This is a genomic window from Ruegeria sp. HKCCSA071 (assembly GCF_017872555.1).
GTDB lineage: Bacteria > Pseudomonadota > Alphaproteobacteria > Rhodobacterales > Rhodobacteraceae > Ruegeria.
Map to the genome: position 1 here is coordinate 946,552 of NZ_JAEDOX010000001.1, position 12,720 is coordinate 959,271.

General features: G+C 59.9%; 15 protein-coding genes. 11 read left to right on the forward strand and 4 right to left on the reverse strand.

Annotated features, from left to right (window positions below):
• Positions 1-49 precede the first annotated feature (49 nt).
• Both I9188_RS04680 and I9188_RS04685 read left to right on the forward strand, forming a co-directional pair.
• Complete coding sequence (locus I9188_RS04680) at positions 50-748, forward strand: glutathione S-transferase N-terminal domain-containing protein (RefSeq protein ID WP_209504261.1); 699 nt, start codon at positions 50-52, stop codon at positions 746-748.
• Positions 749-880: 132 nt separating this feature from the next.
• Positions 881-1,837, forward strand: coding sequence for a calcium/sodium antiporter (locus I9188_RS04685; RefSeq protein ID WP_209504262.1), 957 nt, complete (start codon positions 881-883; stop codon positions 1,835-1,837).
• 148 nt (positions 1,838-1,985) lie between these two features.
• On the opposite strand, the gene I9188_RS04690 is transcribed toward I9188_RS04685, so the two are convergent.
• Complete coding sequence (locus I9188_RS04690) at positions 1,986-2,483, reverse strand: hypothetical protein (protein ID WP_209504263.1); 498 nt, start codon at positions 2,481-2,483, stop codon at positions 1,986-1,988.
• A gap of 240 nt (positions 2,484-2,723) precedes the next feature.
• Entirely contained in the window at positions 2,724-3,095 is a 372-nt protein-coding gene (locus I9188_RS04695; RefSeq protein WP_209504264.1) for an OB-fold nucleic acid binding domain-containing protein, read from the reverse strand.
• A 127-nt stretch (positions 3,096-3,222) separates the two neighbouring features.
• On the opposite strand from I9188_RS04695, the gene I9188_RS04700 reads away from it, so the two are divergent.
• Together I9188_RS04700 and I9188_RS04705 are read left to right on the forward strand one after the other, a co-directional pair.
• Positions 3,223-3,546 carry a 2Fe-2S iron-sulfur cluster-binding protein gene (locus I9188_RS04700; RefSeq protein WP_209504265.1) on the forward strand — a complete coding sequence of 108 codons (324 nt, stop codon included), beginning with the start codon at positions 3,223-3,225 and terminating at the stop codon, positions 3,544-3,546.
• Positions 3,546-4,289, forward strand: a complete 744-nt coding sequence (locus tag I9188_RS04705) for a VCBS repeat-containing protein (RefSeq protein WP_245220416.1) — start codon at positions 3,546-3,548, stop codon at positions 4,287-4,289. The genes I9188_RS04700 and I9188_RS04705 overlap by 1 nt, the downstream gene beginning before the upstream one ends.
• Positions 4,290-4,424: 135 nt before the next feature.
• Here the strand turns inward: I9188_RS04705 and purD are convergent, their stop codons facing one another.
• Positions 4,425-5,693 carry a phosphoribosylamine--glycine ligase gene (gene purD / locus I9188_RS04710; RefSeq protein WP_209504266.1) on the reverse strand — a complete coding sequence of 423 codons (1,269 nt, stop codon included), beginning with the start codon at positions 5,691-5,693 and terminating at the stop codon, positions 4,425-4,427.
• A gap of 76 nt (positions 5,694-5,769) precedes the next feature.
• Here purD and xseA point away from each other — a divergent pair, with 76 nt between their 5' ends.
• Complete coding sequence (gene xseA / locus I9188_RS04715) at positions 5,770-7,254, forward strand: exodeoxyribonuclease VII large subunit (protein WP_209504267.1); 1,485 nt, start codon at positions 5,770-5,772, stop codon at positions 7,252-7,254.
• 3 nt (positions 7,255-7,257) lie between these two features.
• Positions 7,258-7,899, forward strand: a complete 642-nt coding sequence (locus I9188_RS04720) for a glutathione S-transferase family protein (protein WP_209504268.1) — start codon at positions 7,258-7,260, stop codon at positions 7,897-7,899.
• Here I9188_RS04720 and I9188_RS04725 read toward each other — a convergent pair whose 3' ends face one another.
• Positions 7,900-8,295: a hypothetical protein gene (locus I9188_RS04725; protein WP_209504269.1), complete on the reverse strand. Its 396-nt coding sequence runs from the start codon at positions 8,293-8,295 to the stop codon at positions 7,900-7,902.
• 140 nt (positions 8,296-8,435) lie between these two features.
• Between I9188_RS04725 and I9188_RS04730 the strand changes: the two genes are divergently transcribed.
• From I9188_RS04730 to I9188_RS04750, 5 genes are all read left to right on the forward strand, one after another.
• Positions 8,436-9,074: a lysoplasmalogenase gene (locus I9188_RS04730; protein ID WP_209504270.1), complete on the forward strand. Its 639-nt coding sequence runs from the start codon at positions 8,436-8,438 to the stop codon at positions 9,072-9,074.
• A 58-nt stretch (positions 9,075-9,132) separates the two neighbouring features.
• A complete protein-coding gene (gene ftsY / locus I9188_RS04735) occupies positions 9,133-10,275 on the forward strand; it encodes a signal recognition particle-docking protein FtsY (protein WP_209504271.1) in 1,143 nt (380 codons plus the stop codon).
• An 88-nt stretch (positions 10,276-10,363) separates the two neighbouring features.
• Entirely contained in the window at positions 10,364-11,266 is a 903-nt protein-coding gene (locus I9188_RS04740) for an EamA family transporter (protein ID WP_209504272.1), read from the forward strand.
• 16 nt (positions 11,267-11,282) lie between these two features.
• Entirely contained in the window at positions 11,283-11,888 is a 606-nt protein-coding gene (locus I9188_RS04745; protein WP_209504273.1) for an inner membrane-spanning protein YciB, read from the forward strand.
• A gap of 114 nt (positions 11,889-12,002) precedes the next feature.
• On the forward strand, positions 12,003-12,671 hold the full coding sequence (locus tag I9188_RS04750) for a Crp/Fnr family transcriptional regulator (RefSeq protein WP_209504274.1): 669 nt from the start codon (positions 12,003-12,005) through the stop codon (positions 12,669-12,671).
• Positions 12,672-12,720: the final 49 nt, after the last annotated feature.

Sequence of the window (12,720 nt, forward strand, 5' to 3'; positions counted from 1 at the left end):
GCCGAACCGGCAGAAACCCGCATGATCCCTGTCAACATCAGGAGAACACATGGCTGACCCGATTGATCTGTATTTCTGGCCGACGCCGAATGGCTGGAAAGTTTCCATCGCCCTGGAAGAGATGGAGCTGCCCTATACCACCCACCTGATCAATATCGGCAAGGGTGACCAGTTCGATCCCGCATTCCTGAAGATCGCGCCCAACAACCGGATGCCCGCCATTGTCGATCCTGACGGGCCGGATGGCGCACCTATTTCGGTTTTCGAAAGCGGCGCGATCCTGATGTATCTGGCCCGCAAGACCGGGCGGTTCTATGGCACGTCCGAGCGTGACCGGATCGCGGTCGAGGAATGGTTGATGTGGCAGATGGGCGGCGTTGGCCCGATGGCGGGTCAGGCGCATCACTTCCTGAAATATGCCCCGCAACTGGACCCGCCGCAGGACCTGCCCTATGCCAAGGACCGCTACCGCGCCGAGGTCGCGCGACTTTACGGCGTACTGGACCGGCGGCTGGCCGAAAACGAGTATGTCGCGGGCGATTTCTATTCCATCGCCGACATGTCGATCTGGGGCTGGGCCAGCCTGTGGGAAGGCCAGCAGCAGGTGCTGGAGGACAAACCGCACTTTGCCCGCTGGCTGGAGACCGTCAGCGCCCGCCCAGCCGTTCAGGCCGGACGCGCGTTGTATGCCGAGTTGCGAGGGGATCACCGGGACAAGCAGGCGCAGAGCGTTTTGTTCAAGCGGTAGGTTTGATCCATGGCCGGTTTGCGGCCAATCTGACGTATGCTGCGTGATGCGCGAATATCCGCCTTTGCTATTGTATAGGTTTGGCAAATCATTACATGAGCGACGGAAATCCTTCAGAAAGACCCACTCAAGATGTACGCGGCGTTAATTGTCGTATTTGGCCTTGTTGGCTTAGTGATCGGTGGCGAATTGGTGGTGCGCGGATCGGTTTCTGCTGCCAAGTCGTTCGGTATATCACCGATGGTCATCGGACTGACACTGGTCGGCTTCGGAACGTCAACACCGGAACTGGTTACAAGCTTGCAAGCCGCGCTTTCCGGTTCTTCAGGCATTTCGATTGGGAATGTTGTCGGCAGCAACATTGGAAACGTTCTTCTGATACTCGGCATCGCAGCACTCATCGCGCCTATCGCCGTGAATCCGAGAGCACTCCGCCGGGATGGTACGGCGGTCGTGATAGTCACTCTCCTTTGTTTAAGCGTAGTTCTATACGGCGAAATCAGCCGGCTGATCGGCGCAGGGCTTGTCGTCACCTTGGCGGCCTATCTGGGCTTCACGCTGTGGTCTGAGTATAGGTCCGAAGGCACGCCAGCCGCAGCTGTCTACGAGAACGAAGCAGAAGCCGTAGTCGGCCCAGAAACATCTCTTGCCGTGTCGTTGCTGATCACCGTTGCAGGGCTGGCGATTACGATATTTGGGGCAAAGCTCTTGGTGACAGGTGCCGTGTCTCTTGCTGAGACAGCGGGGCTTTCGGAGACGGTAATCGGGCTGACGATTGTTGCAATCGGAACCTCAATGCCGGAGCTCGTCACTTCAATCATCGCAGTTCGGAAAGGTGAGGGAGATGTCGCACTCGGGAACGTCTTGGGCAGTAACATCTTCAACATCTTGGGTATCCTTGGTGTAACTGTCCTGGTGCAACCTATGGTCATCCCTGGCGAGATTATTCGTCTCGATATCTGGGTTCTGTGTGCCTCAACGCTTGTCCTTATCGGTTTTGCCCGAAGCGGCTGGTCAATCAGTCGGCGCGAGGGCGGGCTCTTTGTGCTTGCTTACATTGTCTATCTTGGTGTGCTTCTGGTTCGGTAAACGTTCACTCGGATAGCCTGGCTGTTTAGTGAAACCGACCGTTACAGCGGTGCAGGTATGGCCCGCTTTGTCCCCGTACTAGGTTACTCCGCCCCGCGCCAACACGACCAGCACCCCCGGCAGCGGATCCTTGGCGTGGGGCGACCTGTCAGCGAAACTGGAATTCAGGTTCCGCGGGGAAAGACATGGATATGCCTGTCCAGTGCCCATTGCGCAGCCTTGCAACGTTCCGCCCGTCAACACGCATCCGGGTCGTCAGGACAAATGCGGCCTGCCCGTTGCGCGCCCCGGCTTTCTGGGCTGCGCCGTCAGAACGCTCGGCCCCGTCGAACAGCATCCCATCGGGTTTTGCCGACCGCCGGGACCGAAAGTTCGGAACCAAATGCGGCTTTCGATCCGTTTCGTCATACGAGCGCGACGCTTCAATCCGCTTGAGTTGCTGCAACTCTGACCGAAGCCTTTTTGCAGTCTCAGCCTGTCTGCGTTCGAAGGAATAAGCGCTCAACGCCTCATCGATCATTCGGGCGGTGTGAACATACCCCGCAGAACGTGTGAGTTCCGAGAGCTCTGCCAGACGGTCGGAAATCCGGCTTTCGTCCCGTGAGACGGTTTTTTCGAGCGATCCTTGGTGTGTTGCGTTGGGCATCCGAACTGACTCTGAAAAGACGTTGAGTGATGCGCAATCCGGCCCGAGCTTTGACACAAGCCGATGCGCAAAGATGCGTGTCACTACGCGCCCGGCGCCGGAGAGTCGACCATCCCGCATTCAAGTGGCGGAAAAGCGCCTTAAACACACATTTGAGGCAAAGAAAACATATCGCCCGCTCTCCAGACGCGGGTTTGCGGCACTGCGACGGACAATGTTGGATTGATCCGCACGACAGACCTAACCCTGCCCCTGCACCAGCAGGTCCAGCATGTCCGAGATATCCTCGATCTCTTCCGCGATCACATGGGTCACCGAATGCGCCCGCTGCATCCGGCCTGTCACCTTCAGCAACCGCCCCGAGATCACCGCACGGCGGAAGCGTTCGTAGATCTTGCGCCAGACCACCACGTTGACGATCCCGGTCTCATCCTCAAGCGTCAGAAAGATCACGCCTTTGGCCGTCCCCGGCCGCTGCCGCAGGATCACCAGCCCGGCCACGGCCACACGCGCCCCTTCGGGCGGGGCATCCAACTGGGCGGAGGGCAGACAGGACGGCGGTCGCGGCCAGTTCCGGTTTGAAACCGCGTGGTGAAAAGGGGCAACAAGCATGAGAACAAAAATAGAACAAAATACAGGAAAGTCCAGACACGGCGTAAGGAGTCGCAAATGAGGCTGGAAACACCTAACTCCCTTCACTAAGGAAGGTTTCGAACATCGCAAAAGGAAGACGCACGCAATGGCAAAGATCACCTATGTCGAGCATGGCGGTACCGAGCACACTGTCGAGGTCGCCAACGGACTGACCGTCATGGAAGGGGCCCGTGACAACAACATTCCCGGCATCGAGGCCGATTGCGGCGGTGCCTGCGCCTGCTCGACCTGCCATGTCTATGTTCACCCCGACTGGGTCGAGAAAATCCCGGCCAAGGACGACATGGAAGAGGACATGCTGGATTTCGCCTATGAGCCCGACCCGGCCCGCTCGCGCCTGACCTGCCAGATCAAGGTGACCGACGCGCTGGACGGCCTGATTGTCCAGATGCCTGAAAAGCAGATCTGATGCCCAACAAAGCGCCGCGTCAGCCCGCCCGCCTGTGGCAATGTCGGGTGCGCAGCGCTTTGCTCCCTTTTGGCCTGTGGTGCGCGCTGCCAATCGCCGTCGCGGCGGATACCATCACCGACGCCCGCTTCGCGGAACCAACCACGCGATACGCGCATGGCGTTTTGGGTGACAATATCGAATACGGCGCGCTGGAACTTGTGGTCGATGACACAGTCGTAACGGTTCGTCTGCCACAGGACCGTGTATTCGAAGACCTTGCGCCGCGTCTGGCAGACATCGACAGGGACGGCGCGGTTGAAGCAATTGTCGTTGAAACGCAGGACACAACAGGCGCTCAGCTTGCGATCTACAACGCCGCTGGCGAAAAAATCGCAGCCACACCTCATATCGGCGCACGATTCCGCTGGCTCGCCCCGGTCGGTGCTGCTGATCTGGATGGTGACGGCACTATTGAAATCGCCTATATTGACCGCCCCCACCTGGCCAAAACCCTGCGCATCTGGCGCTTCAAAGATGGTGGACTGACCGAAATCGCTGCTCTGCCCGGCCTGACCAACCACAAGATCGGTGAGGATTTCATTTCCGGCGGCCTGAGGAGCTGTGGCGACCATCCCGAAATGATCCTCGCCAGCGCCGACTGGTCGCGGATCATCCGCGTTTCCTATCAGGATGGCTGGCATCTGACGGACCTCGGTCCGCTCAAACACCGCGACAATCTCACATCAGCCCTGGATTGCTGATCCGCTTCTTCATCTGGCCAAAAAGATCCTGGAGGGTGAGCAGTTGAAAGGAAATCGTCCAGTGGACGATTTCAACCGCGAACGCGCGCAGCGCCGGGAGGCCGCAAGGCCGAGGGGGCAAAGCCCCCTGCCCGATCATCCCTCCAAAGCGCGCCAGCCGATATCGCTGCGATAGAACCCTTCGGGCCAATCCACGGCATCAACCATCTGGTACACCCGGTCGCGCGCCTCTTGCAGCGTTTTTCCGCGCGCGGTCACGTTCAGAACGCGCCCGCCGACGGCCTGCACCTGCCCCGCAGCCTCGCTTGTGCCCGCATGAAACACCATGTTGCTGCTGTCCTCGGGCAAGCTGTCCAACCCTTTGATGACCGTGCCCTTCTCGTAGGTTCCCGGATAACCTTTGGCCGCCATCACGACCGTCATCGCGTGATCGTCAGCCCAGTTGACCCGCATTTCGCCCAGCCGCCCTTCGGCGGTGGCATGCAACAGGTCCATCGCCTGCGCGCCCAGACGCATCATCAGGACCTGACATTCCGGATCCCCGAAACGGACGTTATATTCCACAAGGCGCGGCTGGCCGTCCTTGATCATCAGCCCCGCATAAAGAATTCCCTGAAACGGCGTGCCCCGGCGCTTCATCTCGGCAATGGTGGGGCGCACGATCTCTTCCATCGCGCGCGCTTCAACTTCCGCGCTCAGGACCGGCGCCGGAGAATAGGCACCCATCCCCCCGGTGTTCAGACCGGTATCCCCTTCGCCCACCCGCTTGTGGTCTTGGGCCGTGCCGATAGACAGGATGTTTTGGCCGTCGCACAGAACAAACAAAGACGCCTCTTCGCCGTCCATAAACTCTTCGATCACGACCTCGGCCCCGGCCCCGCCAAAGGCACCGCCGAACATGTCGTCAATGGCGTCAACCGCCGTGTCTTCGTCCATGGCCACGATCACGCCCTTGCCGGCGGCCAGACCATCGGCCTTGACCACGATGGGCGCGCCCTGTTCGCGGATATAGGCCTTGGCGGGCTCGGGCGCGGTGAACCGCGCATAAGCGGCGGTGGGCGCATGTGCCGCGTCGCAGATTTCCTTGGTAAAGCTTTTCGAGGCTTCCAGCCGGGCCGCTTCGGCAGACGGTCCGAAAACCAGCACCCCGGCCTCGCGCAAGCGATCCGCCACTCCGGCGGCCAAGGGGGCCTCGGGACCGACAATCACGAAATCAATCGCGTTTTCCTCGGCAAAGCTGACGACGGCCCCGCCGTTTTCGATATCCAGAGCGGCACACTCCGCGATCTGAGCGATCCCGGCATTGCCCGGCGCCACGATCAGACGGTCGCATTTGGGGTTTTGCATCACTGCCCAGGCCAGGCTGTGTTCGCGCCCGCCGCTGCCGAGAATAAGGATGTTCATGGGGTCGTCTCCGATCTGCTTGGCCTCGCCTGCGCGGCGTTCTAAGCTGGGTGAGCAATTGAAACAAGGCGCTGAAATGTCCGACCTGCTTGATGACCCGATTCCGGGCCAAAACACCCCTGAATACACGGTTTCCGAGGTATCGGGCGAGGTGAAGCGCACGCTGGAAGGCGCGTTCGGGCGAATCCGCGTGCGCGGCGAAGTTGGCCGCGTGTTCAAGGCCCGATCCGGGCACCTGTACTACGACATCAAGGACGACCGTAACGTTTTGGCCTGCACGACATGGAAGGGTCAGGTTTCCAGCCTCTCAGTCGTGCCAGAGGAAGGACTGGAGGTTGTCGTCACCGGTCGCCTGACCGCTTTTGGCGCACAGTCCAAATACAACCTGAATGTCGATGAAGTTGCCGTTGCCGGTCAGGGCGCACTTATGGCCTTGCTGGAAAAGCGCAAGAAACAGCTTGAGGCCGAAGGTTTGTTTGCGCCCGAGCGTAAGAAGCCCCTGCCGTATCTTCCGCAGATCATCGGCGTTGTGACATCGCCTTCGGGCGCGGTGATCCGTGACATTCTGCACCGGCTTCGGGACAGGTTCCCGCGCAAGGTGCTGATCTGGCCGGTGGCCGTGCAGGGTGCAAACTGCGCCCCCGAGGTTACCCGCGCCATCGAAGGGTTCAACCAGTTGACACCCGGTGGCGCGCTGCCCCGTCCTGACCTGATCATCGTGGCCCGTGGCGGTGGGTCGATCGAAGATCTTTGGGGCTTCAACGAAGAGAGTGTCGCGCGCGCCGCCGCCGCATCGGACATACCGCTGATTTCGGCCGTTGGGCATGAAACCGACACGACCCTGATCGATTTCGTTTCGGACCGCCGTGCGCCTACACCCACAGCTGCGGCAGAGCTGGCCGTGCCGGTCCGCATCGAACTGCTCGCCTGGACCGGCGAGCAAGGCGCCCGCCTGTCGCGCGCGGCAACGGATGCGGTGCAGCGCCGTTCGCAAAGGCTGCGCGATTTGTCCCGCGCCCTGCCGCGCCCGGAAAGTTTGTTGAATTCCCCCCGTCAACGCCTTGATTTGATTGCGGATCGCTTGACCCCGGCTTTGACACGAGGAGTGCAAAACCGTCGCCTGCAAGTGGTGGAACTGTCGGCCCATCTGCGCCCGTCAACTCTGCGCACTCTGGTCTCGGCCCGGCAGGAATCATTGCGCAACCTGTCTTCACGCCTGTCCCTGCGCCCGTTTCAACGCGAGATCGGCCAGCACGCGCAAAACCTTGCCCGGCTTGCTGATCGGATGAACGCGGCGCAGACCACGCGGCTGGATCGTCTGAAACATCAGCTTGAGGCCACTGACCGCCTGCGCGAAACGCTCAGCTACAAGGCGACGCTGGAACGCGGATATGCCGTGGTCCGCGCAGATGGGAATGTCATCACGACCAAAGCCGAGGCCGCAAAACATACAGCGCTGGACATCGAATTCGCCGATGGCATCCTTGGCACCGGGACAGCCGTAAAGCAGCCCAACCGGAAATCCAAACCGGATGCACCAGATCAGGGATCGTTGTTCTAAGCCATGCTGACAATCTGGGGCCGCAAAACGTCATCGAATGTTCAGGCCCTGATGTGGTGCGTCGGAGAGCTGGATCTGCGCTGTCATCGCCACGATGCAGGGCACAGGTTCGGCGGGCTGGACACCGATGCCTTTCGCAAGCTGAACCCGAACGGCACCATCCCAGTATTACAGGATGGCAATAACCCACCGCTGTGGGAGACCGGCGCAATCCTGCGCTATCTGGCGAATGCCTATGGCGGGAATGCCTTCTGGCCACGCGACCCGGTTCAACGGGCCGAAATCGACAAATGGGCGGAATGGGCCAAGATCAATGTCGCAATGGATTTCACAGTGCCCGTGTTCTGGCAGGTTGTGCGGACGGCCCCGGCGCAGCAGGACCAACACGCGATTGAGCAGGCCGTTGCCGCACTGGACAGCAAACTGGAACTTGCCGACACCCGGCTGTCAGAAAACACCTACCTGTGCGGGTCCGATCTGACGCTGGCCGATATTCAGCTGGGACATATCCTTTACCGCTATTACGACATCGGCATATCCCGCGCGCTCCTGCCAAACCTGCGTCGCTATTACGAAAAGCTGACAGAAAGACGCCCGTATCAGGAGCATGTCATGCTCAGCTATGATGAGCTTCGAGTGACCTAGTCAGACCCCGACATCGGGGCCATAACACACCATTTCTTCCCCGATATCTTCCGCCTCGTACAGCTCGGTCGCCTGCGGGTCGCCTTCAAACTGCGCGACAAGGCCACCGCCAGATCGCGTAAAGACCCAGCATTGCGGGTCAAACCGGTCTTCGTAGATGAAACAAATCTGCTCTTCCTGCTGATACCAGACACCTTCCTTGCAATCGCCATCCAGAAAAGACCAGATCACGCGGCGGTTGGGCAAATAACGTTCGACCCCGTAGACCTGCCCTTCGAACCCGTAAAACAGGGTCTTGCCCCGCGTATAGGTGTCGAATTCGGGGCCGGACAAAGGGGTTTGGGCCGCAGCGGGCAGCGTGGCAAAACAGGCGAGAATCATCAGCGCTCGGAACATATGCCCATTGTGTCAGATGCGATCCCGCTATGCCATTCACCCTTTGGCCAGGGGTTAGGGAAACACGCTTAACTCCACGTAAGCGCTTGATTATATGCCGCGCTCGGGATGAAGGTATTCGAAAACCGCGGTGAGGTCACATGACAACCCTTCTCTTTTGGATCGCCCTAGGCTGCGCATTGGGATACCTGCCCCTGACGGCCCGACCGGCCGGTTCCTTGCGCACTGTGCTGAAGACCGCCTCGGTCGCCATGCTGGCAGCCATTGCGATTCTGCAAGGCGGCCCATGGATGCTGGTCGTTGCGCTTGCCCTGTGCGCGACCGGGGACGCGTTGTTGTCGCGTGAAACGGATGCCACGTTCATGGCCGGCATTGCCGCTTTTGCCGCCGGGCATCTCGCCTATATCGCCCTGTTCCTGTCTCATCCCGCCAGTTCCGCCAGCCTGATCTGGGATGCCCCCGCGATCGTGTGGTCTCTGGTCATTCTGGGCATTGTCATGGCCACCCTGCTTGCCCCCCGCGCCGGAGACCTGAAAGGCCCTGTTCTGGCCTATATACCGATCATCCTTGGCATGGGGATCACCGTGCTGGCCCTGCCCCAGACAGGTGCCTTGCGATGGGCGTTCCCTGCTGCAATCGCCTTCATCGCGTCCGATCTGATCCTTGCAACGGAAAAGTTCCTGCTGTCTGCGAACCATCCCGCCCACAAGCTGACGCCCTATCTGATCTGGCCGCTCTACTGGGGCGCGCAATTTGGTTTCGTCTTCGCTTTTGCGTGACCCTTTGCAACTGCCGCAAATCCGCATTAGGTGAAAGGAACACCTGCGGAGACCAAATATGGCGTTTTTCTCAAAGCTAAAGGACAAGCTGTTCAAATCCTCATCCCGCCTCGAACAGGGGCTGGACGCCATCGTCGAGGATGGTGGCGAGGAAACCGCCGCGCCCGACCCTGTCCTCCCCGAACCTGAGCCCGCGCCGCAACCGGTTCCCGAAATCCCGACCACTGAACCGGCTCTGGAACCGCCTGAACAACCTGCCCCCGCCCCGGCGGACCCCAAGCCCATTGCCCCGCCACCAGAAATCCCTGAATCCAAAGGCATCCTGAACCGCCTGTTCAGCCGCGGCAGCGCTGCCACAGAAATGCGCCGCACGCTGGATGACGATATGCTCGAGCAGCTCGAAGAGCTGCTGATTGCTTCTGACATGGGCGTCGACACCGCCCTGCGTGTCACCTCGAACATGGCCGAGGGACGCTTTGGACGCAAACTCTCGACCCGGGAAATCAAACAGTTGCTGGCGCAGGAAGTGGCCCGCGTGATGGAACCTGTGGCCAGGCCTCTGCCGATCTATCCCAAACGTCCACAAGTGGTGCTGGTCGTCGGTGTCAACGGTTCGGGCAAGACCACGACCATCGGCAAACTGGCCAGCCAGTTCAAGCAGGCTGGCAAAAAAGTCGTCATCGCCGCCGGTGACACCTTTCGTGCTGCGGCCGTCGAACAGCTGCAAGTCTGGGGCGACCGCGCCGGGGTTCCGGTTCTGACCGCGCCCGAGGGCTCGGACCCCGCCAGCCTCGCCTTTGACGCGCTGACCCGGGCTCAGGCCGAAGGCGCGGACCTGCTGATGATCGACACCGCCGGACGCCTGCAAAACCGCACCGACCTGATGGAGGAGCTGGCCAAGATCGTCCGCGTCATCCGCAAGGTTGACGATACCGCGCCGCACAACACCTTGCTGGTCCTCGACGCCACTACAGGTCAGAACGCGCTGAGCCAGGTGGAAACCTTTCGCAAGCTGGCCGATGTCTCGGGCCTGATCATGACCAAGCTGGACGGAACCGCCAAGGGCGGCGTGCTGGTCGCTCTGGCCGACAAGTTCGGCCTGCCGATCCATGCAATCGGGGTGGGAGAGCAAATCGATGACCTTGCCCCCTTCGACCCCGATGAATTCGCCGCCGCCCTGACCGGGCTCGACAAGGGCTGATCCGCCTCTTCATCTGGCCCTAAATATCCTCGGGGGTGTGGGGGCAGACAGCCCCCACCCCTCTCCGCCCGGCAAAAGGTTTGCGTATTTGAGCAACTGGCTGATCTCACTTGAAGGCACCGAAGCCGGTCACCAACTGGCGCTGGCACTGGCGTTGATGGCTGCCTTCCTGCACGCCGCGTTCGGGGCGCTACAGAAAGGCCGCCATGATCCATGGCTGTCCCGTGGCGCCATTGACGCCAGCTATGGTCTGATGGCCGCCCCGTTTGCTTTTTTCGTGGTGCCCTGGCCTGAACCTCATATGTGGCCGATCTTCGCCCTCGCCTGGCTGATCCACATTGCCTACAAGACGCTGCAAGCCGCAGCGTACACCAAAGGGTCCTACACGGTCGTCTATCCGGTGGTGCGCGGGACAGGTCCGCTGTTCACTGTCATCGGTGCCTATCTTCTGTTCGGCGAAACATTCTCGGCCGTTCAATGGCTGGGCGTGGCCACCTTGTTGGCCGGGATATTTGGGTTGGCCGCCTACAACTTCAGGTTCCTGGAAACCAACAGGGATACGCTGGGCATCGCGTTGACACTGGCGATCATCACAGGCCTGTTTGTCGCCCTCTACACCACCTATGACGCCTATGGCATTCGCGCCACCGCCGACCCGTTCACATTTCTGGCCTGGTTCTTCATGATCGACGGCGCGGCCATGCCGATCTATGCCTTCCTCAGATGGCGCGCGATGACGCATCGCCCTGCACCCGGCCCGCTGATGTTGCGGGGGCTGGCCGGCGGGATCATCGCGCCTTTGTCCTTCGGTTCGATCATGCTGGCCACACGACTGGACAAAGTCGGCGAAGCCGCCGTGCTGCGCGAAACCTCAACCGTCTTTGCGGCGCTGATCGGCTGGCTTGTCCTGAAGGAAACCGTTGGCCCAAGGCGCATTGCATTGATGGCATTGATTGCACTCGGCGCCGTAATAGTTGAAATGGGCGGGTAAGCAGCAGGACATACCGATGACAGCCAAAAAAGACATCAACCCATTTCTGAAACAGGCGTTGGAGCTTGGCCCGCCGCTGGCCTTCTTCTTCATCTACCTGCGCTTGCGTGATGACAGCTTTCTGATCGGTGGCACCGAATATTCCGGCTTTATCATCGCGACGATTATCTTCGTCCCCCTGATGCTGGGGGCAATGGGTATCCTGTGGTACCTCACCGGCCAGCTTAGCCGGATGCAGATTTTCACGGCCTTCATGGTTATTTTCTTCGGCAGCCTGACCGCATGGTTCAATGACGAGCGGTTTTTCAAGATGAAAACCACGCTTGTCTATGGCCTGTTCGCCCTGATCCTTGGCATCGGGTTGCTGCAAAAGAAATCTTATCTGGCCTACGTATTGGATGAATTGCTGCCTATGAAGCACGAAGGCTGGATGATTCTGACACGCCGCCTTTGCGCCTGTTTCGCTGTTCTGGCCGCGGCAAACGAGTTTGTCTGGCGCACCATGTCGACCGACCTTTGGGTCAAGATCGAGACCTTCGGATTTCCCATTGCGCTGATGGCCTTCCTGATGCTGCAATTCAGCATCCTGCAACGCTATATGGACGACCCGGAACAGAAATAGCTGTTCTGACGTCGCCATACCTGCAAAATCAAACAAAATTCTTGGCTTAGCCGCCGAGCTATGGGAAGTTGTGTCACCACCCACACTCACACCTTGCCCAAGATCGGTGTATACATGACGGCCTTTCCCACCAGCGGCTTCCTTTCCGAAGCCTCCGACGGGCTTAGAGAGATGCTTTCCGCGCAGGCGACCGACATCTCGCTGGCTCAAGGAGAAACCCTTTTCGAACAAGGCGATGAAGGGGATTCGCTCTATGCCATTCTGGCAGGCACGCTTGAAGTGTCCTTTCTGGCGATGAGCGGTCGAAAGCTGACGCTGACGCTGATGCGCCCAGGTGAAGTTTTTGGCGAGATTGCGCTGTTTGACAACGGCCCGCGCACGGCAACCATTGCGGCGGCCGAGCCATCGCGCGTCCTGCGTGTGCGTCGCAATGACGTCATGAACCAGATCAGAAAACAGCCTGATCTTGCCGTGGATCTGATCCGATTGGCCGGGCTGCGGATGCGATGGATGGGGTTGCAGCTGAACGAGCAGGTCTTTTTGCCCATGCCCATTCGGCTGGCCCGAAAGCTGCTGCATCTGTCGGAATTGCAGGACGACCCGACGCAGCGCATCACCCTGTCGCAGAGCGAACTTGCCGAATTTGTCGGGGCCACGCGCGAGGCCGTTTCCAAGACGATCTCGATCTGGAAACGCGACAATATTGTCGAATCCTCGCGCGGCGGCTTGTTGATTCAGGATTTCGACGCATTGCGGGAACTGGCCGATTCCGAACTTATCTGAACCAGTGTGATCTGGTTCACATACGAAGGGGCCGGTGTTGACCTAAGGT